This is a genomic window from Pseudothauera lacus, from assembly GCF_003034845.1.
Classification (GTDB): domain Bacteria; phylum Pseudomonadota; class Gammaproteobacteria; order Burkholderiales; family Rhodocyclaceae; genus Pseudothauera; species Pseudothauera lacus.
Genome location: NZ_PZKC01000012.1, coordinates 72,350 through 98,489, shown reverse-complemented (window position 1 = coordinate 98,489; position 26,140 = coordinate 72,350). Strand labels below are relative to the sequence as shown.

At 69.0% G+C, this 26,140-nt stretch carries 28 protein-coding genes; 7 read left to right on the top strand and 21 right to left on the bottom strand.

Annotated elements, in window-relative coordinates; translation table 11 throughout:
* Positions 1-8 precede the first annotated feature (8 nt).
* From rapZ to C8261_RS14055, 3 genes are read left to right on the top strand one after another with little or no spacing between them, the layout of a single operon-like run.
* Complete coding sequence (gene rapZ, locus C8261_RS14065) at positions 9-884, top strand: RNase adapter RapZ (RefSeq protein WP_107494353.1); 876 nt, start codon at positions 9-11, stop codon at positions 882-884.
* A complete protein-coding gene (locus C8261_RS14060) occupies positions 881-1,276 on the top strand; it encodes a NusG domain II-containing protein (protein ID WP_235864932.1) in 396 nt (131 codons plus the stop codon). Before rapZ ends, C8261_RS14060 begins: the two co-directional genes overlap by 4 nt.
* Positions 1,257-1,781 (top strand): Gx transporter family protein, encoded by a 525-nt coding sequence (locus C8261_RS14055; protein WP_181358953.1) that lies wholly within the window; start codon positions 1,257-1,259, stop codon positions 1,779-1,781. Before C8261_RS14060 ends, C8261_RS14055 begins: the two co-directional genes overlap by 20 nt.
* 42 nt (positions 1,782-1,823) lie before the next feature.
* On the opposite strand, the gene C8261_RS14050 is transcribed toward C8261_RS14055, so the two are convergent.
* From C8261_RS14050 to C8261_RS14010, 9 genes are all read right to left on the bottom strand, one after another.
* Positions 1,824-3,224: an ATP-binding protein gene (locus C8261_RS14050; RefSeq protein WP_219905211.1), complete on the bottom strand. Its 1,401-nt coding sequence runs from the start codon at positions 3,222-3,224 to the stop codon at positions 1,824-1,826.
* Complete coding sequence (locus C8261_RS14045) at positions 3,221-3,883, bottom strand: response regulator (protein WP_107494352.1); 663 nt, start codon at positions 3,881-3,883, stop codon at positions 3,221-3,223. The genes C8261_RS14050 and C8261_RS14045 overlap by 4 nt, the downstream gene beginning before the upstream one ends.
* 1 nt (position 3,884) lies before the next feature.
* A complete protein-coding gene (locus C8261_RS14040) occupies positions 3,885-4,547 on the bottom strand; it encodes a TRAP transporter TatT component family protein (protein WP_181358952.1) in 663 nt (220 codons plus the stop codon).
* Between the two features lie 36 nt (positions 4,548-4,583).
* Positions 4,584-5,381 (bottom strand): SDR family oxidoreductase, encoded by a 798-nt coding sequence (locus C8261_RS14035; protein WP_107494351.1) that lies wholly within the window; start codon positions 5,379-5,381, stop codon positions 4,584-4,586.
* On the bottom strand, positions 5,372-7,543 hold the full coding sequence (locus C8261_RS17770) for an AMP-binding protein (RefSeq protein WP_146161688.1): 2,172 nt from the start codon (positions 7,541-7,543) through the stop codon (positions 5,372-5,374). Before C8261_RS17770 ends, C8261_RS14035 begins: the two co-directional genes overlap by 10 nt.
* Positions 7,536-8,138: a thermostable hemolysin gene (locus C8261_RS14025; RefSeq protein ID WP_107494349.1), complete on the bottom strand. Its 603-nt coding sequence runs from the start codon at positions 8,136-8,138 to the stop codon at positions 7,536-7,538. The genes C8261_RS17770 and C8261_RS14025 overlap by 8 nt, the downstream gene beginning before the upstream one ends.
* A gap of 105 nt (positions 8,139-8,243) precedes the next feature.
* Complete coding sequence (locus C8261_RS14020; protein ID WP_107494348.1) at positions 8,244-9,608, bottom strand: ATP-binding protein; 1,365 nt, start codon at positions 9,606-9,608, stop codon at positions 8,244-8,246.
* Positions 9,605-10,267 carry a response regulator gene (locus C8261_RS14015; protein ID WP_107494347.1) on the bottom strand — a complete coding sequence of 221 codons (663 nt, stop codon included), beginning with the start codon at positions 10,265-10,267 and terminating at the stop codon, positions 9,605-9,607. The genes C8261_RS14020 and C8261_RS14015 overlap by 4 nt, the downstream gene beginning before the upstream one ends.
* Positions 10,267-10,596: a PepSY domain-containing protein gene (locus C8261_RS14010; protein ID WP_107494346.1), complete on the bottom strand. Its 330-nt coding sequence runs from the start codon at positions 10,594-10,596 to the stop codon at positions 10,267-10,269. Before C8261_RS14010 ends, C8261_RS14015 begins: the two co-directional genes overlap by 1 nt.
* A 156-nt stretch (positions 10,597-10,752) precedes the next feature.
* On the opposite strand from C8261_RS14010, the gene C8261_RS14005 reads away from it, so the two are divergent.
* The 4 genes from C8261_RS14005 (at position 10,753) to C8261_RS13990 (ending at position 13,525) form a co-directional block, all read left to right on the top strand.
* Entirely contained in the window at positions 10,753-11,169 is a 417-nt protein-coding gene (locus tag C8261_RS14005; protein ID WP_107494345.1) for a DUF1924 domain-containing protein, read from the top strand.
* 18 nt (positions 11,170-11,187) lie between these two features.
* Positions 11,188-11,697, top strand: coding sequence for a diheme cytochrome c (locus C8261_RS14000; RefSeq protein WP_235864931.1), 510 nt, complete (start codon positions 11,188-11,190; stop codon positions 11,695-11,697).
* A gap of 126 nt (positions 11,698-11,823) precedes the next feature.
* Positions 11,824-12,168: a PepSY domain-containing protein gene (locus tag C8261_RS13995; RefSeq protein WP_181358951.1), complete on the top strand. Its 345-nt coding sequence runs from the start codon at positions 11,824-11,826 to the stop codon at positions 12,166-12,168.
* A 40-nt stretch (positions 12,169-12,208) separates the two neighbouring features.
* The gene (locus C8261_RS13990; RefSeq protein ID WP_107494343.1) at positions 12,209-13,525 is read left to right on the top strand and encodes a ferredoxin reductase family protein; all 1,317 of its coding nucleotides are present in this window, start codon (positions 12,209-12,211) and stop codon (positions 13,523-13,525) included.
* Between the two features lie 228 nt (positions 13,526-13,753).
* On the opposite strand, the gene C8261_RS13985 is transcribed toward C8261_RS13990, so the two are convergent.
* The 12 genes from C8261_RS13985 to ruvC form a co-directional block, all read right to left on the bottom strand.
* The gene (locus tag C8261_RS13985) at positions 13,754-14,827 is read right to left on the bottom strand and encodes a protein-glutamate methylesterase/protein-glutamine glutaminase (RefSeq protein WP_107494342.1); all 1,074 of its coding nucleotides are present in this window, start codon (positions 14,825-14,827) and stop codon (positions 13,754-13,756) included.
* Entirely contained in the window at positions 14,827-15,342 is a 516-nt protein-coding gene (locus tag C8261_RS13980) for a chemotaxis protein CheD (protein WP_408003223.1), read from the bottom strand. The genes C8261_RS13985 and C8261_RS13980 overlap by 1 nt, the downstream gene beginning before the upstream one ends.
* A gap of 13 nt (positions 15,343-15,355) precedes the next feature.
* Entirely contained in the window at positions 15,356-16,183 is an 828-nt protein-coding gene (locus tag C8261_RS13975; protein WP_107494340.1) for a CheR family methyltransferase, read from the bottom strand.
* Positions 16,184-16,205: 22 nt separating this feature from the next.
* Positions 16,206-17,906, bottom strand: a complete 1,701-nt coding sequence (locus C8261_RS13970; RefSeq protein WP_107494339.1) for a methyl-accepting chemotaxis protein — start codon at positions 17,904-17,906, stop codon at positions 16,206-16,208.
* Between the two features lie 35 nt (positions 17,907-17,941).
* Positions 17,942-18,508: a chemotaxis protein CheW gene (locus C8261_RS13965; RefSeq protein WP_107494338.1), complete on the bottom strand. Its 567-nt coding sequence runs from the start codon at positions 18,506-18,508 to the stop codon at positions 17,942-17,944.
* Positions 18,509-18,519: 11 nt separating this feature from the next.
* Complete coding sequence (locus tag C8261_RS13960) at positions 18,520-20,163, bottom strand: methyl-accepting chemotaxis protein (RefSeq protein WP_107494337.1); 1,644 nt, start codon at positions 20,161-20,163, stop codon at positions 18,520-18,522.
* Between the two features lie 58 nt (positions 20,164-20,221).
* A complete protein-coding gene (locus C8261_RS13955; protein WP_107494336.1) occupies positions 20,222-22,423 on the bottom strand; it encodes a chemotaxis protein CheA in 2,202 nt (733 codons plus the stop codon).
* A gap of 2 nt (positions 22,424-22,425) precedes the next feature.
* Positions 22,426-22,746 carry an STAS domain-containing protein gene (locus tag C8261_RS13950; protein WP_107494335.1) on the bottom strand — a complete coding sequence of 107 codons (321 nt, stop codon included), beginning with the start codon at positions 22,744-22,746 and terminating at the stop codon, positions 22,426-22,428.
* Between the two features lie 39 nt (positions 22,747-22,785).
* Positions 22,786-24,060 (bottom strand): methyl-accepting chemotaxis protein, encoded by a 1,275-nt coding sequence (locus C8261_RS13945; protein WP_107494334.1) that lies wholly within the window; start codon positions 24,058-24,060, stop codon positions 22,786-22,788.
* Positions 24,061-24,092: 32 nt separating this feature from the next.
* Complete coding sequence (locus C8261_RS13940) at positions 24,093-24,458, bottom strand: response regulator (RefSeq protein WP_107494333.1); 366 nt, start codon at positions 24,456-24,458, stop codon at positions 24,093-24,095.
* A gap of 169 nt (positions 24,459-24,627) precedes the next feature.
* Complete coding sequence (locus C8261_RS13935; protein ID WP_107494332.1) at positions 24,628-25,494, bottom strand: dienelactone hydrolase family protein; 867 nt, start codon at positions 25,492-25,494, stop codon at positions 24,628-24,630.
* Positions 25,495-25,569: 75 nt separating this feature from the next.
* A complete protein-coding gene (gene ruvC, locus C8261_RS13930; RefSeq protein ID WP_107494331.1) occupies positions 25,570-26,133 on the bottom strand; it encodes a crossover junction endodeoxyribonuclease RuvC in 564 nt (187 codons plus the stop codon).
* Between the last annotated feature and the right edge of the window lie 7 nt (positions 26,134-26,140).

Here is a 26,140-nt window from a genome sequence, read left to right as displayed (position 1 = left end):
GCTCCGCCATGCAGATCATCCTCATCAGTGGCCTCTCCGGTTCCGGCAAGAGCGTTGCGCTCAACGTGCTGGAAGATGCCAGCTTCTACGTGGTCGACAACCTGCCCGCGACCTTGCTGCCGCAACTCGTCGCGCATCTGCGCGAGGCCGGCTACAAGCGCGTCGCGGTGGCGGTGGATGTGCGTTCCGGCGACAGCATCGCGGCCTTGCCGGAGCAGGTGGCGGCATTGCGCGGGATGGTGCGCGACCTGCGTTTCATTTTTCTCGAAGCCCGTGACGATGCGCTGATCGCGCGCTTCTCCGAGACCCGTCGCCGCCATCCGCTGGCCGAGGAAGGGGTGTCGCTGGAAGAAGCCATCCAGCGCGAACGCGACCTGCTCGCCGACATCGCCGAGCTCGGCCACCGCGTCGACACCTCCGAGCTGCAGGCCAACACCCTGCGCGCCTGGGTAAAGGATTTCGCCGACATCGGCGCCACTCAGGGCCTTACCCTGATGTTCCAGTCCTTCGGCTTCAAGTACGGCATCCCGCTCGATGCCGACCTGGTCTTCGACGTGCGCTGCCTGCCCAACCCGCATTACGACCCGCGCCTGCGCCCGCTCACCGGGCGTGATCAGCCGGTGATCGACTTCCTTGCCGGGGTGCCCGAAGTCAGCCGCATGGCCGAGGATATCCGCAACTTCATCGACACCTGGCTGCCCGCCTATGTGCGCGACAACCGCAGCTACCTTACCGTGGCCATCGGCTGCACCGGCGGCAAGCACCGCTCGGTGTATCTCGCCGAGTGGCTGGCAGCCCATTTCCGTGGTCGTCTCAGCGTGCTCGTGCGCCACCGCACCGCCGCGCGTCGCGCCAGCGACGCGGGTGGCTTAACGCCGCAGTGAAGCAGTTCCCGCGGCTGGCCGAATGGCTGCCCCTGCTGCGCCCCGGCGACTATCTGGTGCTGCTCGCCGGCGTGCTGCTGTGCGCTTTCGCCACGATGATGCTGTGGCGTGGCGGGGTGCCCGAGAAGGCAGTGATCCGCGCCGGTGGCGAGCTCTTCGGCGAGTACCCGCTCAACGCGCCGCGCCAGGTCGAGGTGCCGGGGCCGCTGGGGATTTCGGTGATCGAGATCGAACCCGGGCGCGCCCGCGTCGCCGTCGATCCCGGCCCGCGGCAGTATTGCGTGCGTCAGGGCTGGCTGACCCAGGCCGGCTCGGTGGCGATCTGCGCCCCCAACCAGATCAGTCTCAGCCTCAGTGGGCGGGGCGGACAGTATGACTCGCTCAACTATTGAACTCACCCCCACGGTCGAGGACCGCCGCATCGCCCGCCATGCGGCCGCGGCCATCGTCCTCACCGTGGCCGAGGCGGCCATTCCGCTGCCCCTGCCCGGAGTCAAGCCGGGGCTGGCCAACATCGTCACCCTCATCGTACTGGCACGCTGGGGCTGGCGCGAGGCGGTATGGGTGGGCCTGCTGCGCGTGCTTGCCGGCAGCCTGCTGCTCGGCCAGTTCCTCGCCCCGGGCTTCTTCCTCAGCCTCTCCGGCGCGGTTGCCAGCCTGCTCACCCTGGGCTTCGCGATGCACCTGCCGAAGCGCTGGTTCGGCCCGGTGAGCCTGTCCATCTTCGCCGCCTTCGCCCACATCGGCGCACAACTGGTGGTCGCCCGCCTGTGGCTGGTGCCGCACGACGGGGTGTTCTACCTCACCCCGGTATTTGCCGCCGCCGCAGTGTTCTTCGGCCTGATCAACGGCCTCATCGCCGCCCGCCTGCTGCGCGACCTGCCGCAAGCGACCTGACCGGGACAGGTAACGACCGCGGTGCTGAGGTGATTGAAGGGCTCAGCGCGCAGCGGCGCGACGCAGTCCGCACAGGGCGGCACGGAAGCCGGCTTGCGGGCGGTTCGTCAGTGTCAGCCGGCCGCCGTGCAGTGCCATGATGCGCGCCACGATGGCCAGCCCCAGGCCGCTGCCTTCGACCTTGCTGTCGCCGCCGCGAAAGAAGCGCTCACCCAACCGTGCCAGGGTTTCCGCCGCAACGCCGGGGCCGTTGTCTTGTACCGCCAGGTGCAGGGTGTCGCCGTCGTCCTCAAGTGTCACCTCTATTGCGGCTTGCGGCGGGGTGTAGCGCAGGGCGTTGTCGAGCAGGTTGCGCAGGGCGATCTGCAGCAGATCGGCGTCGCCAGCCACTTCGGGGGTGTCGGCCGGCAGGCTGTGGGTGATGTGCTGGGAGGCACCGGGGTTGGCCTGGCGCACGGCATCGATGGCGCCCTCGACCAGCGCATGCAGGTCTACCGCGCCCGGCGCGGGCAGCGCGCTGAGCGGGTCCAGGCGGGCGAGGCGCAGCAGTTGCTCCACCAGCCGGGTGGCGCGGTCAACGCCGCATTCGATCTGCTGCAGGGCGTGGTCGCGCTGTGCGTCTTCGCGGCACAGGCGGGCAACCTGGGTGTGCACCTTGAGTGCCGCGAGCGGCGTGCGCAGCTCGTGCGCGGCATCGGCGGTGAAGCGGCGTTCGTTGTCCAGCGTGCGGGTCACACGCTGGAACAGGCGGTTGATCGCGCCCACCAGCGGCAAGGCTTCGGTGGGTACGTCCTGGTCCGGCAGCGCGGCGAGGTTGTCCGGGCTGCGCGCGGCGACCTCGCCGGCCAGGCGGTCGAGCGGGCGCAGGGCGCGCAGCACCGACAGGTAGATCAGCAGGATCAGCACCGGCGAGAGCGCCGCCAGCGGCAGCACCGTCTGGCTGGCCACCTCGAGGGCGGCGCGGTCGCGCAGGTCGATGGACTGCGCCACCTGCACGCGGAAGCGGCCGTCACCCGAGGCCACGTTGAGCACCCGCCAGGAGGCGTCCTTGCGCAGGATGTCGCTGTAGCCGGCCACGCCCAGCACCGGCAGGTTCGGCGCGGCTTCCGAGCGCGCCAGGATGCTGCCGTCGCCGCGGCCGATCTGGAACTCCAGCGGCGGTTCGTAGATGTTGTCCGCGGCGCCGCGCACGGTGGCGAGCCGTCCGGCCAGTTCGCGCAGGTCGTCTTCGTTGTCGTGCAGGATGGCCAGCAGCAGACGCCCGGTCTGTGCCAGGTTGCCGTCCATCAGTTCCTCGGCCTCATGCTGCGCCTGGGTATAGCTCAGCCAGCCGGTGAGCAGCCACAGAAGCAGCACCGCGGCGCACACCGCGCCCAGCAGGCGCCAGCGCAGCGAGCGCAGGCGGGATGGGGCGGTCTTGGCGATCGTGGCGGCTCCTCTCATCGCCCCTCGCCCAGCTGGTAGCCCAGGCCACGCACGGTGCGGATGAAGTCGGCGCCCAGCTTCTTGCGCAGATGGTGGACATACACCTCAACGGTGTTGCTGCCGGCTTCCTCGCCCCAGGCGTAGAGGCTTTCCTCCAGCTGGCTGCGGCTGCGGATGTGCTGGGGATGGCGCATCAGCTCCTGCAGCAGGGCGAACTCGCGGGCGGACAGCGCCACGTCCTGGCCGGCGCAGGTCACCCGCTTGCTGGCCGGGTCCAGGGTGACGTCGCGATGGCTCAGCACCGGCTGGGCCTGCCCGCCGGCACGGCGCAGCAGGGCGCGGATGCGGGCCTGCAGTTCGGCCAGGTCGAAGGGCTTGGTCAGGTAGTCGTCCGCCCCGGCGTCCAGTCCGCCGATCTTGTCGGCCTGGGTGTCGCGCGCGGTCAGCACCAGCACCGGGCTGCGGTCGCCGCGCCGGCGCATCTCCTGCAGCACGGCGATGCCGTCCTTGCCCGGCAGGCCGAGGTCGAGTACGCAGGCGTCGTACTGGTGGCTGGCGAGCGCGGCGAGGGCCTGCTCGCCGTTGCGCACCCAGTCCGCGGCGTAGCCGGCCAGGCTCAACCCGGCGCGGATGCCGTCGCCGAGCAGGGGGTCGTCTTCCACCAGCAGAATGCGCAATTCAGCGTCCTTCCTTGTCGAGACGGGCGAGCAGGGCGCGGGCTTCCTCGCGGCGGCCCTGGTCGGCGAGCTCGCGCCCGGGGCGCGGCGGCGCCTGCAGGGCCTTGCGCAGATGTTCGCGCCCTTCGGCCACGCGGCCTTCATCGACCAGATACTCGCCGTAGAAGAAGTTGGGGTCAATCCCGTCCGGGTTGAGGGCGAGCGACTTGCGGAACAACTCCTCCGCACGCGCCTTGTCGCCGAAGCTCAGCGGCCAGCGCGGCACCTTGGCGTACAGGGTGGCGAGGCTGGTGTAGGCCGAGCCGTTGAGCGCGGCCTCGTCGAGCTTCAGGCTCTCTTCCAGCAGGTCGCGCGCGCGCTTGGCCAGCGACAGCGCCCCCAGGCCGCCGCGGGCACCGGCTTCGCTGGAGACCACGATGCCCTCCCAGATCAGCGCGGGGGCGAGGTTGGGGTGCGACTCGCTGAGCTGGCGGGCCTGCTCGGCGAGGGTATGGTAGAGCTCGGCCTGCTGCTTCTCGGGTTGCCTGTACTTGATTTCCGCCCAGCGCTGCTGGATGGGGCGAATCACTTCTTCAGGTGCTTCGGGCTGTGCCGCGGCGCTCAGGCCGAAGCACAGCGCGGAGGCCGCGAGCAGGTTGCGGATGATGGTGCTGGGGCGTGACATGGAAGGTGTCCTCGTGCGTGGTGTGTGGGGTGGCGTTTAGCGCGCGTCCGCGGGAGCGGAGGCGTGGCGCTTGATGATGGCGAGCTTGCCGGCCAGGCCGCGGTCGAGCAGCCGCGGGGCGGCGCCGTTGAGCCAGGCGAACAGGCCTTCCGGGAAGCCGATGTGGCGCTCGTCGGGGCCGTGCTGCAGCATCGCGACGATCTGCGCGGCAACCGTGTCGGGGCTGTCGCAGGCGCTGCCCAGCGCGCTGTTGAGCGCCACTACCGCGGGCGGGTTGAGCGGCGTGTCGATGGCGCGCGGGGCGACGTGCAGCACGCGTACCGGGGCGTCGGCCAGTTCCCGGCGCAGGGCCTGGGAGAAGGCGCGCAGTCCGGCCTTGGCGGCGGAATAGGCGGCGAAGCCGGCAAACGGAATGCTGCCGAAGGAGGAGCCGATGTTCACGATGGCGGCGGCCGGCTGCTCGCGCAGCAGTGGCAGCAAGGCCTGGGTGAGGTGCATCGGCGCGGCCAGGTTGGTGGCCAGGATGGCGTCCACGGTGGCGCGGTCCTGCGCTTCCAGCAGGCCGAAACCGCCGATGCCGGCGTTGTTGATCAGCACGTTGGCGCGAAAGGCGTGGGCCGCGCCGGCCAGCGCGGCGACGCCCGCCGGCTGGGTGAGGTCCACCGCCAGCCGCTGCACCTCGCTGCCCCCGGGCAGGGGGATGGCGGCCAGACGGGCGGCGTCGCGCGCGGTGAGCAGCAGGGCCGCGCCGGCGCCGGCCAGCTGGCGGGCGAGCGCCTCGCCCAGGCCGCCGCTGGCGCCGGTGAGTACGATGCGGGCGTCCTTCAGTTGCATGGCACGGCCTCGGCTTCGGTCTCGGCCGCAGCGGCCGGCAGGGCGCGGAAGATGTCGCCGTAGAGCTTGAAGAACACCCTGGCGGCGTGCAGCACTTCGGCCTGGTCCTGCGGCGTCATGCGTTCCAGCAGGCGGGCCAGGTGCTGGGTGTGCTCCTGGTCCAGCGTGCCGTGCGAGCGCAGGTAGCTGAAGGCCGCGTCGGGCAGGCCGAGGGCCTGCTGGATGCGGTCGGCGGCGGTGAGCGCCAGGGCCACGCTGGTGCCCTCGAGCACGAAGACCATGCCGAAGAAGGCGGCCGGGTTGCCGCGGTTGATGATGTCCCAGGCGTAGGCCACCATCAGTTCGGCCGGCAGCTCCGGGCGGCTGGCGCGCACCGCGTCGGCGTCGCCGCCGGCGGCGGCGATGTCGTTGAGGATCCACTCCTCGTGACCGATTTCCTCGGCGATGTATTCGGCCACCGCCGGGCGCATCCACGCTAGGCGCTCCGGCAGGCGGCCGCCCAGGGCCATCAGCAGGGGCGTGGTGTGGCGCACGTGGTGGTAGGCCTGGGTGAGGAAGGCAAGGTAGGCGGCGCGGCTGACCTTGCCCTGCAGGCAGTCGGCGACGATGGGCGCGCCCACCAGGTGCTGGCGGTCGGCGGCGGTGGCGTGCTGAAGTTGCTCGTAGAAGGACATTTCGGTTTCCTTGTCGGTGAAGGGCGTAGCGTCGTCGGCCGCGCCGTACAGCGCGGCCAGGGTGTGGGCGTGAGCGGCGGCGATGCGCGCACGGAGCGGGCGGCCGTTGCCGGTGGCCAGGCCGTTGGCGGCGGTGAAGGGGGCGACCGCGGCCCAGTGGGCGACGCGGGCGTAGTCCGGCAGGCCGGCGTTGACCCGCTCGACGAGTCCGCCCAGCGCGGCCGCGTCCGCCCCCTGGGCGGGGACCAGCAGCGCGGCCAGCGCGGGGCGGCCGTCGCCGCTCACCACCGCCTGCATCACCCGCGGGTCGGCCAGCAGGGCCGATTCGATCCACTCCGGCGAGACGTTGCGCCCGAAGGAGGTCACCAGCAGGTTGCCGCGCCGTCCGTCCAGATGCAGATGGCCGCGCTCGTCCAGGTGGCCGAGGTCGCCGGTGGCGAACTCCGTGTCCGCCGGCGCTGTCTGGCCGGCGTAGCCGAGGAAGGCGCGGGTGCGTACCCGCACTTCGCCGTCTGCGCAGCGCAGCGCGGCATGGGCGAGCGCTGCGCCGCAGCCGTCGCCGTCGTCTCCCGGGCGGTTGAGGCAGACCACCGAGCCGGCTTCGGTCAGCCCGTAACCCTGGTACGCGGGGATGCCGAGCGCGCGCGCGTGTTCGATCAGTGCCGGGGCCACGCGGGCGCCGCCCACGGCGACGAACTGCAGTGCCGGGCTGGCGCGCTGTCCGGTGGCGGTCAGCCAGGCGGTCCACGCCTTGAGCAGTTCGGGCACCAGGATCAGGCTGGCGGCGGCGCTGTCGCGCACCTGGCGATCGAGCGCGGCCGGGTCGAAGCCTGCGGCGCCCTGCCAGCCCAGGCTGGCCAGCGGCGGCAGGTGGATGGGCATGCCGCGCAGTAGCGGTGCGTGGATGCCGGCCACGTTCTCCAGCAGCAGGGCGAGCGGCAGCGCCGCGAGGTGGCGCGTCAGCGGCAGCTCGTGCAGGCGCTCGACCACTGCTGCGGCGGTGTCGCGCAAGCCGGCGGCGGACAGGCACACGCCCTTGGGTGCCCCGGTGCTGCCGGAGGTGAAGGAAATCTTGGCGGTGCCGGCGGGCAGCTCCACGGGCGCCACCACCCGGCGCATCCAGTGCAGCCCCTGCCACTGCCCGGTGAGGCAGAAGCCCAGGTCGAGCGCGCCGATGCGTTCGGGCTGGTCGGTGATCACGGTGTCGGCGCCGCTGGTGTGCAGGGCGTGCTGCAGTTGTGCCGCGGTGAAGAAGGCCGGCAGCGGCAGATGCACCCGGCCGGCGTCCTGGCAGGCCAGCTCGGCCAGCACCCAGGGCGGGCCGTTGTCGGCCAGCACCGCCACCACCCGGCTGTCCGCCAGGCGTTCCTGCAGCGCGCGCAGTTCGTCGCGCATCGCGGCCGCGGTCCAGCTGCCGGTGGCACCGCTGAGCACGGTGTCCTGCTGCGGCCGGCGGGCGAGCAGCGCGCTCCAGAAGGCTTCAGCCACGGGCACCTCCCTTCTCCAGCGCGAGGCGCAGGCGCCCGGCTACCACCACCGGGCGGGTGTCGTAATAGCGTCCCCAGGCCTGCGCCTGTGCTCCCATGCGCTGCGGGTCGGCCGGGGCCAGGGCCAGCGGCGGCAGGTCCAGGCGGCGGAAGATGCCGATCAGCTCGCTGGTGGCGGTGAAGGCCACCCATTCGAAGCCGAGCTGGTCGAGGTGGGCGGCCAGCGCCAGGATCACCGCCACGCTGCCGCCCGGGCGTTCGGCGGCCAGGTTGCCGACCTCGACGATGCGCCCGCGCGGCACCGGTTGGCCGGCGAGGCGGGAGATGGCGTGCTCGATCGGCTCGTCCAGGTACTGCTCCAGCATCAGCGCTTCCGACTCCGCACCGCGCCAGCCGGCCGCGGCGACGATGCGCGGCGCCTGTTCGAGCAGCATCAGGTTGGGTGCGAAGCCCGGCACTTCTGCTTCGTAGCGGCGCCGGAAGACGTCGCGGATGAAGTCCTCCGCCGCAGCCCGGCGCGGATGGCCGGCCACCGCGTGGCGTACCAGCGGCTGGTGCTGGGGGCGGGAGTGGATGCGTTGCAGGGCGCCCGTCATGATGGTCCTTGGGGAACGAAGTGTCGCCAAGGTAAGCGGCGGGGATTAAAGCGGGCTTAACCGGGTATCGCCCCGTCAAGGGGGGGGAGGGCTGAGCGCCGCGTTTCAGGCTGCGGGAAGTCGCAATATCACCCGCAGCCCTCCCTGCGGTGAATGCTCCAGTGCGACGTCACCGCCGTAGAGCTGGGCAAGGTCGCGCACGATGGACAGCCCCAGGCCGCTGCCCGGGGCGCGCTCGTCGGCCCGCACGCCACGTGCGAAGACGGCTTCGCGGATGTCCTCGGGCAGGCCGGGGCCGTCATCGTCGATGAGAATGTGGAGTTGCCCGGCGTCGGTGGTGATGCGCGTGCAGACCTGACTGTGTGCCCACTTGCAGGCGTTGTCGAGCAGATTGCCGAGCATCTCCTGGAGGTCCTGCGTTTCGCCGCGGAAGGCGGCGTCTGCCGGGCATTCCTTGAGTTCGAGGTGGAGCCTGCGGTCACCATGCACTTTCGCCATCACCCGCAGCAGGCCGTCGACTGCGGGGCGCAGCGGGGTGCGCAGCCCGCGGGTGCGCACGGCGGCGGCGGCGCGTGCACGGGCGAGGTGGTGGTCGACCTGCGTGCGGGCGGTGGCGACCTGCTCGCGCACCAGTTCGCCGAAAGGGTTGTGTTCATCTGCTGCGGCATTGGCGAGGACGGCCAGCGGGGTCTTGACCGCGTGGGCGAGGTTACCGGCCTGGGTACGGGCACGTGAGACGACCTCGGCATTGGCGGCGAGGGCAGCGTTGAATTCGTCCACCAGCGGCTGGAGCTCTGCGGGAAAGCGCCCTGCGATGGCTGCGCTGCGACCCTCGCGCACCTGCGCCAGCGCCTGGCGCAACGCGGCGAGCGGGCGCAGGCCGATCAGGACCTGCACGATGGCTGCCGCGACGAGGCCGCTGCCGAGCAGGAGCAGTGCACCGCCCAGCGGAGCATTGAAGGCGGCCAGCGGTGCTTGCAGCAGGGCGCTGTCGGCGGAGACGATCAGGCGCCAGGCCACCGCAGGGGCTTCACTGGGGCGAATGACCCGCTCGACGGCGTGCGCGGGGTGTCCTTGGGGGCCAACGATGCGGTGAATGTGGATCTCGCCGTCGGGCGGGGCGTCGTCGGGCACCGCCAGGGTGGTATCCCACAGCGAGCGCGAGCGCAGGCTGCCGGTCTCGGCGGAGGCACCATCGGGCAGGCGGTCGATTTGCCAGTAGAGGCCACTGTAGGGGCGGGCGAAGCGCGGGTCGGAGAGCGCTACGGCCAGGTGCGGGACATCGTCAGTGACCAGCGCCGCAGTGAGCTGGTCGAGGTGGGTGCTGAGTTCGGCGTGGAACTGGCGCTCCAGGTGGCGGTGAAAGAGTTCGGCCAGCCCCCACCCGGCCACAGCCAGCGTGGCCAGTATCCAGGCGAGGGTGCCGGCGAGCAGGCGCAGGCGCAGCGAGCGCTGCCAGCTGGAGCTCATGGCGGGCACTGCAGACGGTAGCCGAGGCCGCGAACGGTTTCGATGAAGCCGGTTGGCAGCTTTTTGCGCAAGCGGGCGATGAACACTTCGATGGTGTTGGAATCGCGGTCGAAGTCCTGAGCGTAGAGGTGCTCAACGAGCTCGGTGCGCGAGACGATCTGTCCGCGGCGGTGCATCAGGTAGGCGAGCAGGCGGAACTCGTGGCTGGTGAGGAGCATCGCCTGACCGTTCGCCGTCACCTGGCCACGGCGGGTATCCAGTACCACGGCGCCGCAGGAGATCTCGGCGCTGGCCTGGCCCGCCGCACGGCGGATCAGCGCGCGCAGGCGGGCAAGCAGTTCCTCCATGTGAAAGGGTTTGGTGAGGTAGTCGTCGGCGCCGGCGTCGATGCCGTCTACCTTTTCGTGCCAGGCGTCGCGTGCAGTGAGGATCAGTACCGGCATGGAGCGCCCGCCGTTGCGCCAGCCGCGCAGCACACTCAGTCCGTCGAGCAGCGGCAGGCCGAGGTCGAGGACCACAGCGTCGTAATCCTCCTGGGTGCCCAGATGGAGGGCGTCGCGGCCATTGTCGGCATTGTCGACCGCATAGCCGGCGGCACGCAGCGCGGTGTCCACCTGGGTGGCCAGGCGCGGGTCGTCTTCCACCAGCAGGAGGCGCATCAGCGTACCTCCTCGCGCTTGTGCCGGCTGCGGCTGCGCAGCAACTCGCCGCTGCGCGCGTCGACTTCGAGTTTGTGTACCCGGCCTCCCTCCTGCAGCAGCTTGATCTCGTAGATCCAGATGCCGCGCTCGTTCTCCAGTTCGACTTCGAGGATCTGGCCGGGATGGCTGTGCTCAAGCGTCGCCAGCACTTCGGTGAGCGGCAGTATCTCGCCGGCCTGCAGGGCGCGGCGGGCGCGTTCGTGGTCGTCGCTGCCGCCGGCCGCAGCCGGCAGGGTCAGTGCGCAGAGCAGGAGAACCAAGGGGGGGAGTGAGGAGATGGGTTTCATGGAGGGGGCAGCGCGCCGGGGGCGGGAGGGTGGCTGTGTCCGTACCTTTTTAGCGCAGCCGAGGTGAACCGGGGATTAACGCTGCCTTCAGGGCGTGTTCAGTATTCGCCGCGCACACTGAGCCGCAGGTTTCAACCATACAACAGGAGATCAATGATGAAAAAGCGCTTACGGATCATCGCCGCGGTGGTGGCGCTGACCTTGCCCCTGAGCGTGCCCGCGGCCTCCATCGACGCCCAGCTGGAGCGCTACGCCACCGCCGCACGCAGTGCCGGCAGCGGTTTCGAAGGATTCGTTGCGGCGCGCGGCGAGGATTTTCATACCCGTCGCTTCTCAGGCGGCCGGCCGGATACGCCATCCTGCGCCGCCTGTCATCGCGACGATCCCCGTCAGCCCGGGCAGACGCGCACCGGCAAGTCCATCGAGCCGGTGGCCTTGTCCGTTTCGCCGGGACGCTATGCGGATCCGGAAAAGATCGAGAAGTGGTTCAAGCGTAATTGCCAGGAAGTGCTGGGGCGCGAATGCAGCGCGCAGGAGAAGGGCGACTGGTTGAGCTACATGCGCAGCCGCTGAACGAGGAGGCCAGAGATCATGAACGGGATGGATAGACGGACAGCCGTGCGGCTGGTGACAACGCTGCTGGCACTGCTGGTGCCCAGCCTGTTCGTGCTCGATCGCGCACGGGCCGGCGGCGACCACTTCTACCCGCCGGTGAACGACCCGGTGGTGGCCGAGGAGTGCGGCGGCTGCCATCTGGCCTTCTCGCCGGCGATGCTGCCGGCGCGCAGCTGGCAGGCGATGATGGCGAATCTGGAGGACCACTTCGGCGACGATGCCAGCCTGTCGCCGCCGACCGTGGCCCATATCGAGCGTTATCTCGTCGAACGCGCAGCCGATGCCGGGGGCGCGCGCTACGCGAGCAGACTGCTGCGCGGCGTTACCGAAGCTCAGACACCGCTGCGCATCACCACGCTGCCGCGCTGGGAACGAGAGCATCGCGAGGTCACTCGTGCCGAGTGGGCCGACCCCAAGGTGGGTTCGAAGGCCAATTGCGCGGCCTGCCATCGCGATGCCGAGCGCGGTTATTTCGACGACGACTGAGAGCGCCGCCGAGATGAACGGACGATGAACACCGCCTTCAGCGTGCGTTCAGCCACCACGGCGCAACATGCATCCACGGTCCGCCGCGCGGGCCGCACATATAAACCTGAAACAGGAGCAAGCACCATGGCCATCAATCGCCGTTTCACTACCTTTGCCGCCGTTCTTGCCTTTGCCGCCGCGCTCGGCGGTTCGGCCGTGCTGGTACCGCCGGCTTTCGCTCAGGATGCCGGCGCCCAGCGCGTCAGCGAGCTGAGCGCCGGGCAGATCGTGCAGCGCCTGGAGGCCGATGGCTATACCGCGATCAACAAGTTCGAGCGCAAACGCGACTACGTCGAGGTCAAGGCCATCGATGCTCAGGGCCGGCGCGTCGAGCTCAAGCTCGACCCGGTAGACGGTCGGGTCATCGAGAGCGAAACGAGGGTGCACGCGCGCAGCCGCGATGACGCCCAGCCGATGCCGCGGCGCTGAGGCGCTGCCAATCATCCACATTCATTGAGCGGAGGGGTTCATGCCAGTCATCCTGTGGGCCTTCGTGGCCTCCGTAGTCGCGCTATGGGGAGTCGATGCTGCGACCTCCGGTGCGGGCGCCGGTTCGCTGCCTTGGGTGGTGCGTACCCAGGGTCTCTACCTTTCCGGCTTGCTGTCGATTGCCATGATGTCGCTGGCGATGGTACTGGCGACTCGCCCGGTGTGGCTGGAGCGCCCGCTCGGGGGCATGGATCGCATCTACCGGCAGCACAAGTGGGCCGGCATCCTCGCGGGCGTGTTCGCCCTGCTGCACTGGCTCGTCGAGATGTCCGACGGGCTGATCAAGTCGGTTTTCGGGCGTGGCGGACGTCCCGCCAAGGAGAGCTTCGCCGGGTGGTTCGAAGGCCTGCGCGATGCCGGGGAGGAACTGGGTGAGTTTGCCATCTACCTGCTGCTGGCGATGGTCGTGCTCAGTCTGCTGAGGCGCTTCCCCTACAAGTTCTGGCGTCATCTGCATCGCGCCATGCCGGTGCTGTACCTGATGCTGGCCTTCCATGCCGCCGTGCTCGCGCCTGTGCAGTGGTGGCAGCAGCCCGTGGGCTTGCTGATGGCGGGGTTGCTCGCTGCAGGCTCGGTAGCGGCGCTGTGCTCGTTGAGCGGTCGCGTCGGACGCGGTCGGCAGGCGCGCGGGCAGGTCGTCTCGGTCAATCGCCCCGCCGCTGACGTGACTTCCGTGGTCTGCCGCCTGGAGGGCGACTGGCGTGGCCACCGCGCCGGGCAGTTTGCTTTCGTCACCTTCGAACGCTTCGAGGGCGCCCACCCCTTCACGATTGCCAGCGCAGACAGCGGCGATCGTACTGTGCGATTCGAGATCAAGGCCTTGGGCGATTACACCCGCAGCCTGCCGCAGCGCCTGCAGGCGGGCATGCCGGTGACCGTTGAGGGGCCTTACGGGCGCTTCGAGCTCGACCGCCGCGACCACCGCGCACGGCAGGTCTGGGTGGCGGGCGGTATCGGCGTGACGCCTTTCCTTGCCTGGCTGTCAGCCTTGCAGAGTGATCCGCGGGGGGCGCCGGAGGCGGACCTGCATTACTGCACGCGGGATGCCGCCAAGGACCCTTTTGCCGAACGTTTGCGCGGCTTGTGCGAGGGCGTGCCGTCGATACGCCTGCATGTTCATGACGGTGCGCGGGGCGATCACCTCACTGCCGCGCAGTTGCACGGCGCGCCGGGGGGTACTCGTCTGCGCACCGAAGTGTGGTTCTGCGGTCCGCAGGGGCTGGCCGACCAACTGCGCCGCGGACTGGCCGGTGAGTGGCGTGTGCGCTTTCATCAGGAGGCGTTCGAGATGCGTTGAACACTCGGTCGTGGGCATGTCCGGCGCTGCCCGCGGCGGAACAATCTTCCGGAACGCCTGCGCGCTTCACGCGTCCAATCCGCCAACGCACATGCAGCGGAGCGAAGATGCGCGCCTGGCTGAAGGCCCTCGGAACGGCACTGGTATGGATAGGCGGACTGGCCTTCGGCCTGTGGGCCGGGCTGTCCGTGGTGTTCGCGGCGCTGTGAGCGGCCTGCGTGGGGCGGCTCAGCGCGTCGACTGGAGGATGGCTTCGGGGATGCGGTCGAGGGGCAGCACGGTGTCCACGCCGCCGAGCTTGATGGCTTCCTTGGGCATGCCGAAAACCACGCAGGTCGATTCGTCCTCGGCAATGGTGCGGGCGCCGGCGTCGTGCATTTCCTTCATGCCGCGCGCGCCGTCGTCGCCCATGCCGGTCATGATGATGCCGGTGGCGTTGCGCCCGGCGAACTTGGCGCAGGAGCGGAAGAGGACATCCACCGAGGGGCGGTGACGATTGACCAGCGGACCGTCGACGACGTCGACGGTGTATTGCGCGCCGCTGCGGTTGACCATCATGTGCTTGCCGCCGGGGGCGATGAGGGCGCGGCCGGGGATCAGGCGGTCGCCGTGGCGGGCTTCGCGGACTTCGATCTTGCACAGGCCGTCGAGGCGTTCGGCGAACATTGCGGTGAAACGCTCGGGCATGTGCTGGACGATGACGATGGGCGGGCAGACCGCGGGCAGGCGGGTGAGCACGGCTTCGAGGGCCTGGGTGCCGCCGGTGGAGGTGCCGATGGCGACGAAGCGCTCGGTGGTGCGCACCATGCCGGCTCCGCTGCCCAGCCCGGCGGCCGGTGCGGCGGCGATGACGGCATCGGCGGTGAGCTTGGGGCGGTGTCCGGGGGCGGGCGCGGTGCTGCCGGCGAGGCGGCGGAGATTGGCGCGCGCGGCGGCCTTGACGGCCTGGACGATGTCGTTGGAGCTGTCCTCGAGGAACTGCTTGAGCCCCATGGTGGGCTTGGTGATCACCGCAACGGCGCCGGCGGAGAGGGCGTTGAGGGCGGCTTCGGAGCCTTTTTCCGCCAGCGAGGAGCAGATCACCACCGGCGTGGGGCGTTCGGCCATCACCTTGCGCAGGAAGGTGAGTCCGTCCATGCGCGGCATCTCGATGTCGAGGACGATGACGTCGGGCCAGGCGCGCTTCATGTGATCGAGGGCGAACAGGGGGTCGGAGGCGGCGCCGATGACTTCGATACCGGGATCCTGGCTGAGGGCCTGCTTGACGACCTGGCGCACCACGGCGGAGTCGTCGACGATCATTACACGGATGGTGGGCAAGGTTTGCTCCTTGTTGCGGGGACATCGCCACGGTCCTGGAAGGCCAGCCAGGCCTCGCCGCTGGCGACGTCGAAGATCAGTTTGCGGTGGCCGTCGCCGCCGAGGTGCTCGGCCACCACCGGGATGCCGCGCTCGGCGAGCAGGCGGTGGGCGACGGTGATGTTGCGCAGGCCGACGTCGAGGGCCGGCGGGCTGCTCTGACGGCCGGGAAACATGTTGCCGCCGCCGAACACCTTGGCCTGGAAATCGGCCGCGCGTGCGCGATGGCGGCTGATCTCGCGGTCGAAGAGCTGCATCGCCTCGTCGGCATAGCGGCCGTCGAGCGGCGTCTGCGGGCTGCGGATGCGGTTCGGCAGCATGAAGTGGCACATGCCGCCGATATGACGGGCGGGGTGCCAGAGGGTGATCGACACGCAGGACCCCAGTACCGTGCGGATGCGTGCGGGCGCCTTGCAGAAGTGCAGGTCGCCGATGCCCAGATAGATCTCTTCGCTCACCGCCATGCCGCGCTCACAGCTTGCGGTAGATGGTCGGCCGCACGGCCTTCAGGGCGTCGGCGTCGACGATGCCGTTGAGGGTTTCCGAATGGCCGACGATGAACCAGCCGCCGGGTTTGAGGCGGGTGAGGAGGTTGGCGACGACCTTGCGCTTGGTGTCCTGGTCGAAATAGATCATCACGTTGCGCAGGAAGATGACATCCATTGGCCCCACCGCCGGCGGGGGCTCGACCAGATTGACCTGCATGAAGCTGATGCGGCTGCGCAGTTCGCGGCTGATCAGGAAGGTGCCCGCCTGTTCGCGCACGCCTTTCAGGCAGTACTTGCGCAGCAGGGCCTGGGGGATGCCGCGGCTGCGCTCCAGCGGGTAGTGGCCGCGGCGGGCGCGTTCCAGCACCTGCGTGGAGATGTCCGAGGCGGTGATCTTCCACGGCGTGCTGCCGAGGTTCTCGGCCAGCACCATGGCCAGGGTGTAGGGCTCCTCGCCGCTGGAGCAGGCCGCACTCCACACTTCCACGCTGCCCGCAGCACGGCAGGCCGGCAGGATGTGCTCGGCGAGAAAGTCGAAGTGCTTGGGTTCGCGGAAGAAATAGGTCTCGTTGGTGGTCAGCAGATCCACCATGGTCTGCAGTTCCTGCGCATCGTTGCCGCTGGCCACCAGGCGGTAGTAGTCGGCGAAGCTGTCGAGGCCGAGGGCGCGCAGGCGTTTGCTGAGACGGCCGACCAGCAGCACCTTTTTGGAAGGCGCGAGATAGATGCCGGCCAGCTTGTGAAGCAGGGACTGGAAGCGGGCGAAGTCCTGGTCGCTGATGCTGGCCGGTACGGCGGCGGCTGAGGGCATGGAGTCCTGTGGCGGGCGCAGATCAGAAGCGCTCGAAATCCTGTTCGTCGAAGGAGGCTGCGCTGACCTTGGGCAGGGGCTTGCCGCCATTGCGCGCCGGAGCAGCGGCCTTGCCGCGCGGGGCTGCCGGGGCCGATGGTTTGGCGCGCGCCGGCGCGCGCGATGCGGGGTTGGCAACGCCCGCGCCGTGCTCCTCGGCGATGCGGAAGAACTGCATCAGGCCCTGCAGCTGTTCGGCCTGCGAGCCCATCTCCTCGGCGGTGGCAGCGAGTTCCTCGGAGGCCGAAGCGTTCTGCTGGGTGGCCTGACTCAGCTGGCCGACGGCCTGGTTGATCTGGGTCACGCCGCCGGCCTGTTCCTGGCTGGCGGAGGCGATCTCCTGCACCAGATCGGAGGTCTTGCGGATCGACGGCACGATCTCGTCGAGCAGGGTGCCGGCCTTCTCGGCCAGCTTGACGCTGGAACCGGCCAGCTCACCGATCTCCTGCGCGGCGACCTGGCTGCGCTCGGCGAGCTTGCGCACCTCGGCGGCGACCACCGCGAAGCCCTTGCCGTGATCGCCGGCGCGGGCGGCCTCGATGGCGGCGTTGAGCGCCAGCAGGTTGGTCTGGTAGGCGATGTCGTCGATGATGCCGATCTTCTCGGCGATCGACTTCATCGCCTCGACGGTGTCCTTCACCGCCTTGCCGCCGTCGCCGGCCTCGGTGGAGGCCTTGGCGGCGATGCCGTCGGTGACGCGGGCGTTCTCGGTGTTCTGGTGCACGCTGGCGGTGGTCTGCTCCAGCGTGGAGGAGATCTCTTCCACGCTGGCGGCCTGTTCGGAGGCCCCCTGGGAGAGCGACTGGGCGGTGGCGGAGACCTGTTCGGAGGCCGAGGAGAGGTTGTCGGCGGCGCTGCGTACCTCGCCGATGATCTGCGACAGCTTCTCCACCATGTTGTGCATGGCGCTGAGCAACTGGCCGGTCTCGTCGGTGCTGGTGGCCTCGATGTCCGCGCTGAGGTCGCCCTCGGCAAGGGCATTGGCGACTTTCACCGCCTCGGCCAGCGGGCGGGTGATGGAGCGCGCGATGAAGAGGCCGAGGGCGAGGGCAAAGACCACCGAGCCGATCAGCATGCCGATCATCAGGTTGCGCACGCTGAGGTAGTTGGCCTGCGCTGCGGCAAAGGCCGTGCGGGCATCGTTGAGGACGTATTCGCGCAGTTCGTTGGCCGCACCCTGGGCTTCGGTTTGCAGCGGATTGACCTTGAACAGCAGGGTCTGGTTGCTCGACAGGTACTCGCCGGCGTTGAGCTGACGGTTGGCGGGGACGATGCCCTCGTCGAAGAGGCGCTTCAGCGCAGCCTCGAGGCGCGTGGTGAGGTTGCGCTGGGCGTCGCTCATGCTGCGCCCGGCGAACGCCTCCCAGAGGGTGTCGAGCTCGCGCTGAATGCGTTCGACGGCGTTGGTGTGCTGGCTCAGCGGGTGGTCGTGAAGTGAAGAGAAGCTGCTCGTGGGGTCGTGCTGCAGGCCCAGCATGATCTGCCCACGGGCCTCGTTCATCAGTACCTCGACGCGCCCGAGATCGGCCACCGGCAGCAGGTTGTCGTTGTACTGGTGTTCGAGTTGGTCATTCACCGTGGCCAGCGAACTCAGCCCGGCCAGCGCGGTGGCCAGCAGGACGGCGAGCAGGACGGCGAGCAGGATGCCGAGGCGGGCGCCGATCTTGAGATTGTTGATGTTCATGATGGACCTCTGCGAGTGCGGGCGTGGTGGCGGGCTCAGTGCGCGGTGTCGTCGCCGTCGCTGCCGCTGCGGGCGCCGACGGCGGCAAGCTGGGCCATTTCGTCGACCGACAGGACACGGTCGATGTTGAGGATGATGACGAATTTGCCGGCCACCTTGCCCATGCCCTGGATGAAGTCGGCGCGGATGCGGGCACCGAAGCTGGGCGGCGGCTCGATCTCGGCGGGGGGGATCTCCAGCACCTCATTGACGCTGTCGACGACGATGCCGATGTCCTGGCGTACCTCGCTGTCCTCGATCACATGGGTCATCTCGACGATGACGATGCAGGTGCGCCGCGCCACCGTGGTCTGGTTGCCGCCGAAGCGTGCGGAGAGGTCCACCACCGGCACCACCGCACCGCGCAGGTTGATCACCCCGCGGATGAACTCCGGCATCATCGGAATCTCGGTCAGCGCGCCGTACTCGATGATCTCCTTGATGTTGAGGATGCCGATGGCGAACACCTCACTGTTGAGCGTGAAGGTGAGGTATTGCTGCGAGCCCTGGTTGCCTGCGCTCAGGGCCAGGCTGGCGGCATTCTTGGCGATGACTTGTCCCATCTCAGGCATCCTCAGAAACGTTCGAAATCCTGTTCGTCGAAGGAGGCGGGGGCCTTCTTCACCGGCTTGCCGGCTTTTGCACGGGCCGCCGGCTTGCTGCGCGCGGGCTTGGCCGCCGGCACCGGGGCGCTGCGGCTGGCAACGGCGACGCGCTCCTCGGTGACGCGGAAGAACTGCATCAGGCTCTGCAGTTGTTCGGCCTGCGAGCCCATCTCCTCGGCGGTGGCAGCGAGTTCCTCGGAGGCCGAGGCACCTTGCTGGGTAGCTTGACTCAACTGGCCGACGGCCTGGTTGATCTGGGTCACGCCGCCGGCCTGTTCCTGGCTGGCGGAGGCAATCTCCTGCACCAGATCGGAGGTCTTGCGGATCGACGGCACCATTTCGTCGAGCAGGGTACCGGCCTTCTCGGCCAGCTTGACGCTGGAGCCGGCCAGCTCACCGATCTCCTGCGCGGCGACCTGGCTGCGCTCGGCGAGCTTGCGCACCTCGGCGGCGACCACCGCGAAGCCCTTGCCGTGATCGCCGGCGCGGGCGGCCTCGATGGCGGCGTTGAGCGCCAGCAGGTTGGTCTGGTAGGCGATGTCGTCGATGATGCCGATCTTCTCGGCGATCGACTTCATCGCCTCGACGGTGTCCTTCACCGCCTTGCCGCCGTCGCCGGCCTCGGTGGCGGCCTTGGCGGCGATGCCGTCGGTGACGCGGGCGTTCTCGGTGTTCTGGTTGACGCTGGCAGTGGTCTGTTCCAGCGTCGAGGAGATCTCTTCCACGCTGGCGGCCTGTTCGGAGGCCCCCTGAGAGAGCGACTGGGCGGTGGCGGAGACCTCCTCGGAGGCCGAGGAGAGGTTGTCGGCGGCGCCGCGCACCTCGCCGATGATCTGTGACAGCTTGCCGACCATGTTGTGCATGGCGCTGAGCAACTGGCCGACCTCGTCGCGCGAAGTGGCCTCTACCTTCACCGTGAGGTCGCCTTCGGCGAGGGCGTTGGCGACTTCGACGGCTTCGTTGAGCGGGCGGCTGATCGAACGGGCGATGAAGAAGGCGAAGCCGGCGCCGAGGATCACGGCGATCAGAGACAGGGTGATCATCAGCGTGCGCGACTGGGCGGCGAGCTCCGCGGCCAGCTGCCCTTCTTCCTCCATCAGCTTGTCCTGATACGCGATCAGCGCCGTGATGCCGCCGATGTAGGCGTTCTGCGCGCTACGCATGTCGGTCATCAGCAGGCGGGTGCCGGCGGCGGTGTCGTTGGCGGCGATCAGCGCGCGCAGGCGGTTGAGGGCGTCGACGTAGCCGGCGCGGGTGTCGTCGATGTCGCGCAGCAGGGCGATGCCCTGCGGGGTCTGGATGGTGGCGCGCAGGCGGTCGAGGTTCTCGGTGATTTTTGCCGAGGACTGCGGGATGCGCGCCATTTCGCGCTCGCTTTCCTGGGCGCTGCTGACCAGCATGGCGTTGCGGGTGGCGCGGGCGACGACGTTGATCTCGTCGAGGACGTTGTTCGCCCACACGGTCTTGATGTAGCGGTCACTGACGATCAGGTCGACCTGCTGGGAGAGGGCGTCGATACGCAGCACGCTGACCACGGCGATGACCAGCATCAGCACGATCACTGCAGCAAAGGCGATGCCGAGGCGGACGGCGATCTTCAGGTTGGCAATCATCGGTGAACTCCAGGGTTGTTGTTCTCTATCGCTATATCGATCGGGTGGAGGCGGGGCCTCAGCGGCCGTGGGCGGTGTCGTGGGCATGATCCTCGCCGCGCGCAGCCAGTTGGGCGAGCGCCTGCACGTCGAGGATCAGCGCCACCTCGCCGCTGCCGAGGATGGTCGAGCCGCCGATGCCGCGCAGGTTGCGGAAGAGGTGGCCGAGCGGCTTGATGACGGTCTGGAATTCGCCGAGGAGCTGGTCGACGACGATGCCGGCCTTCTGTCCGGCAGCCTTGACCACCACGACGTTCTCGCGCTTCGGTCGTGCGCCCGGCAGTTCGAAGAGTTCGCGCAGGCGGATGAAGGGCAGCACCTCGCCGCGCAGGTTGAGGTAGTTGCGGTCGCGCGGCTGGTCCTGCAGCTCCATGCACTCGACCACCATGTCGAGCGGGACCACGTAGCTGGCCTCGCCGGCGCCGACCAGGAAGCCGTCGATGATCGCCAGGGTGAGCGGCAGGCGGATGGAGAAACGGGTGCCCTCGCCGACCTTCGAATCGACCTCGACGCGGCCGCGCAGGCTCTGGATGTTGCGCTTCACCACGTCCATGCCGACGCCACGCCCGGAGAGGTTGGAAACCTGCTCGGCGGTGGAGAAGCCGGCCTCGAAGATGAGACCGTAGATTTCGTTGTCGGAGAGGGTCTGGCCGGCAGCGATGATGCCGCGCTCGACGGCCTTGCGGGTGATCTTGTCGCGATTCAGTCCGGCGCCGTCGTCGACGATCTCGATGACGATGCTGCCGGAGTCGTGGAAGGCGTTGAGTTCCAGGCGCCCGCGCGGGTCCTTGCCGTGCTCGGCGCGCACCTCGGGGGGCTCGATGCCGTGGTCGATGGCGTTGCGCACGAGGTGCATCAGCGGGTCGCCGATCTTTTCCACCACCGACTTGTCGAGCTCGGTCTCGCCGCCGGAGATGACCAGCTCGATGTCCTTGCCGAGCTCCCTGGAGACGTCGCGCACGACACGGTTGAAGCGGTTGAAGGTCTCCCCGATCTGCACCATGCGCAGTTGCAGCGCGGAGTCACGGATGCTCTCCACGAGGCGGCTGACGATGGAGGTGGCCTCGGTGAGATCGGCCTGGCCGGCACGGCTGGCGAGCAGGTTGACGCTGGCGCCGGCGATCACCAACTCGCCGACGAGGTCGATGAGGCGGTCGAGCTTGTCGGCGGGGATGCGGATCAGTCGCGCTTCGGCGGCCTTCTTGTCACTGACCTGCTTCTGCTTGACCACCGCGGCTTCGACCAGCTCGGGCTGCACGACCTTCTGCTCGACGAGGATCTCGCCGAGTTGCGGTGGCGGCGCGGCGAGCGCGCTGTCTTCGTCCTCGTCGGGGGGCAGCAGCGCGGCGGCATTCTGGGTCGCCAGCCCTTCTTCCAGTTCGGCCTGGGTCAGCGCGCCGATGCGCACCAGGATCTCGCCCAGACGCATGCTGTCTTCGGGCAGCGCCATCACCAGCTGCATGTAGTCGGCGAGCTTGCTGCGCGGCGGCAGGATGTGCAGCGTGCATTCGTCGCGGACGAAATCGAACACGCGTTCGATGGCGGCCTTGTCGGCGCTGGAGGCGAAGCTGATCTCGAAACCGAGGTAGCAGGCCTCCGGGTCCATCTCGTCGGCTGCCGGCATGGCGTCGGCAATGGTTTCCAGGCGTTCGATGCTGCCCAGTGAACCGAGGTAGCGCAGGAAGGACAGCGGATCCATGCCGCCGCGCAGCACGTCGGGGCCGAAACGCAGCGAGATGTGCCAGCAGTCGGTCTCCACCACGCCGCCGCCGCTGCTCAGCACCGCGTCGGCGGCCGGGGCGGCAGGGTGGGTGGCGGCGTCCGCGCCGCCGGCGTTGAGCCAGTCGCGCTGCAGGCGGGCAAGGAGGGCGTCGCCCTCGCCCTGCAGTTCGGCGTCGGGGGCTTCGGCGCCGGATTCGAGCACGCCGATGAGGTTGCCCATGTGGTCCGAGCACGCCAGCAGCAGGGCGACGAGGTCGGCATTGGCGTTGATCTCGCCGTTGCGCAGCTTGTCGAGGGCGCTTTCCACCACATGGGTGAAGGCCACCAGGAAGTTGCACTCGATGACCCCGGCGCCGCCCTTGATGGTGTGCGCGGCGCGGAAGATGGCGCCGAGGATGTCGGCATCGTCGGGGCTGTTCTCCAGCTCCAGCAGGGCGGATTCCATCGCCGCGAGCTGTTCGCGGCTCTCGGTGACGAAGACGGAGGTGATTTCATCCATGCTCAGCGCGCCTCCTGGGCCGGAATCAGCATCGGGTCGCCGAACTCGGCGGCCATGTTGTAGAAGTCCACCAGTTCGCGCACCGCCGCGCTGTGGGCGACGATACGGGCCTGCTTGCCGCGCCGCAGCGCTTCACGCTTGAGCAGCACGAGGAGCTGGAAGCCGGCGGTGTCGATCTCGGCGACGGCGGAGAGGTCGAGCTCGAGCTCGTCGCAGGCGCCGAGGGCTTCGATCAGGCTGCTCTTCTGGGCGGCGGCGTTGTAGATCGTCATGTCCTCGACGATCGCCAGGCGCTGGCTGCTTGTGCGGGCCTTGTCAGTCATCGTGTCTCCCTTGTGGCTGTAGGCGCGTGGGCCGGGGGCTCAGAACAGCTCGATCTTGGCGCTGCCCTTGCTGCCGCCGTCCCCCGTGTCCTGGTGGAGGGCATCCTGGTGCACGCTGCGCTGGCTGTCCATCACGTAACGCGCATAGAGCTCTTCGAGGTGCTGGGTCAGCGGCACGTACTTGAAATCGGGGTTGTCGGCCTGCAGCAGGCGCTCGGCGAGCCCGCCGAGGTGCTCGTCGAGGCGGCTCAGGGCCTCGGTGGTGTGCTCGATCTGCTGCCGGGTGACGTCCTGGAACTGCACGCTGGCGAGGGTGTCGAGGAACATCGCGGAGAGTTCTTCGCTGCTCGCCTTGACGGTCTGGATGACGGTCTCCTGGTGGCGCAGGATGTCCTCGTAGCTGCGTCCGAGGCCGATCAGCTGGTCGGCGAACTGGCCGAGCGCGGCCTGCTCCTTGTCGAGATTCACCGTGGACAGCTTTTCCTTCAGCTGGATCTCGATGGTGCCGGCAACGCCCTGGATGCCCTGGTTGATTGCCAGCACTGCCTTTTCGGTTTCCGCGGAGAGCTTGCGAACCTCGTCGGCGACCACGGCGAAGCCGCGTCCGGCCTCACCGGCGCGGGCGGCCTCGATGGCGGCATTGAGGGCGAGCAGGTTGGTCTGCGCGGCGATGTCCTTGATCAGCTTGGTGAGCGACTCCAGCGAACGGGCTTCCTCGACCACCTGGGCGACGCGCGCCTGGTCGTCCTGCGCTTCCTGGATGCGGGCGTCGATGTAGCGGCGCATCTTGTCGATCAGGCGCTGGTTCTGTTCGATGTTCTCTTCGGAGTGCTCGACCAGGTCACTGGACTCTGCCGAGCTGGTGGTGACGAAGTCATTGAGGCGGGTCACCACCGTGTCGATGGCCTGCAGGCGCTCGGTGATGCTGTAGGCGGCCTGCTCGGTCTGCTGCACGACGCTGTCGAGCTGGCTGCGCAGCACGCCGTTGTAGGTCGGTACCGCCTGCAATTCGGCCGCGACTTCGTCGCTGAGCGTACCCATGGTGCGCGAGGACTGTTCGATGCGCTGCTGCGCCGAGGCCAGGCCGAACATCTGGTCGCGGAAGAAGGCCAGCGACACCAGGCGCTGGGCGAGGTAGGCGACGCCGACAATGAGCACGGTGCCCATCGCGTCGCCGAGCGGCTGGGCGATGCCGAGGCCGGTGAGGAACTCGTCGTGGAACCACTCGTTGAGGAAGAACACCGTGGTCCCGGCACCGAGCGCGACCACGACGGCGACGATGATCGAACGTCTGAGGAGGGCGGTGAAGTCCATGGAGGTCGTTCCGTGACGGGGGCCGGCGGCGCTCAGCGCATGACCAGCTTGATGGTGTTGAGCAGTTCGTCGGCGGAGGCGGGCTTGACGATCCAGCCCGAGGCGCCGGCAGCCTTGGCCTCGACTTTCTTGGATTGCTGCGATTCGGTGGTCAGGAAGAGGATGGGCATGAAGCGGTAGGCCGGCAGCTTGCGCACTTCCTTGATGAACTCAATGCCGTTCATGCCCGGCATGTTGAGGTCGGTGATGAGCAGGTCGACCTTCACCCCGCCCTGGAACTTCTTCAGCGCGTCGAGGGCGCTGGAGGCCTTTTCGACGCCGTAGCCGGCCTTGCTGAGAATGCCGGAGATGCTGAGCAGGATGGTGGCCGAATCGTCGACGATGAAGATGGTTTTCATGTTATCTGGAGTCCGCTGCTGTTTTCCTGAGACGGGTCCCGAGGGCGGCCCCAGAGCCGCTTTCGAGGCCCGTCTCGCCTGAGTATACGACGCTTGTGCGGTGCAACTTTAACGCGCTTTGGTGGCAGGTGTGCAAGAGCGGATGGGCTTCTGCGGTGGCTGTAAGTGTTCAGCCTACGTGCTGGCGCAGCCAGGCCAGCAGGCGCTCCCAGCCGTCTGCGGCCTCCGCGCTGCGGTAGCTGGGGCGGTAGTCGGCATGGAAAGCGTGAGGGGCGTCGGGGTAGAGGACGATCTCGCTGGGGCTGGCGGCAGCGCTGAGGGCGTCGCGCATCATGTCCACGTCCTCGACCGGGATGCCCTGGTCCTGGCCACCGTAGAGCCCCAGCACGGGCGCGTGGAGCGCGGCGGCGACGTCGATGGGGTGCTGCGGGGTGTTGCCGGCAGGAGCACCGTCAAGGCGCCCGTACCAGGCCACGCCGGCCTTCAGTTGCGGGTTGTGGGCGGCGTACAGCCAGGTGATGCGCCCGCCCCAGCAGAAGCCGGTGATCGCCAGCTGCGCCGGATTGCCGCCCTGGCTCGGTGCCCACGCCGCGCAGGCGTCGAGGTCTGCCATCACCTGGGCGTCGGGCACCTTGGAGACGATGGCGGAGATGATCTCGGCGACGTTGTCGATCGCCGCCGGGTTGCCCTGGCGGAAGAACAGCTCCGGGGCGATGGCCAGGTAGCCTTCGTGGGCGAGGCGGCGGCAGACGTCCTGGATGTAGGCATGCACGCCGAAGATCTCCTGCACCACCAGCACCACCGGCAATTGCGTGCCGGTTGCCGGGCGGGCGAAATACACCGGCAGGGCGTCGCCGCCCGCGGGCACCGTGGCGTTGCCGTGGCTCAGCCCGGTGGCCGGGGTGTCGATCACCGTCTGCGCCATCACCGGCTGCACCGCGAGGGCGAAACTCGCCGCGCCCAGCGTGGTCATGAAGCCGCGCCGGTCCACGCGGGCGGCGGGCAGCAGGCTGTCGAAATGGGCTTGATCGTTCATCGTCGTCTCCTCTCGTTGTGGGTGGGGATGATGCACTGACTCAATGTAGCCCTTGCCGTTCCGCTCGCCAGGAATTCAGCGCCTCCCGCGCGGCAGGATGATGCGCCCGCCGCGCCGCTGCGCGCCGCTGCCGGCCAGCGCACCGAGGCCGTTGCCGCCATGGGCGTGGCAGATCGCGCAGGCCAGCGCATCGGCGGCGTCGGGGCCGGGGGCCGCGGGCAGGTCGAGCAGGCGCTGGACCATGTGCTGGACCTGCTCCTTGCCGGCCTTGCCATAGCCCACCACGGCCTGCTTGACCTGCAGCGCGGTGTATTCGGCGACCTCCAGGTCGCACGATACCGCGCCGCAGATCACCGCCCCGCGGGCCTGACCGAGCAGCAGGGTGGATTGCGGATTGACGTTCACGAAGACCTTTTCCACCGCCACCTGATCCGGCGAGTAGGTGGCGATGACTTCGCGCACGCCGTCGAGCAGGGTGCGCAGGCGCCCGGGCAGCTCGCCGTCCGCGGTGCGGATGGTGCCGCTGGCGACGTAGCGCAGTTGGCTGCCGAGACGGTCGATGAGCCCGAAACCGGTGATGCGCAGGCCCGGGTCGAGGCCGAGGATGCGCGTGGCGACGCTGCGGGTGGCGGTGTTCATGCGCCGA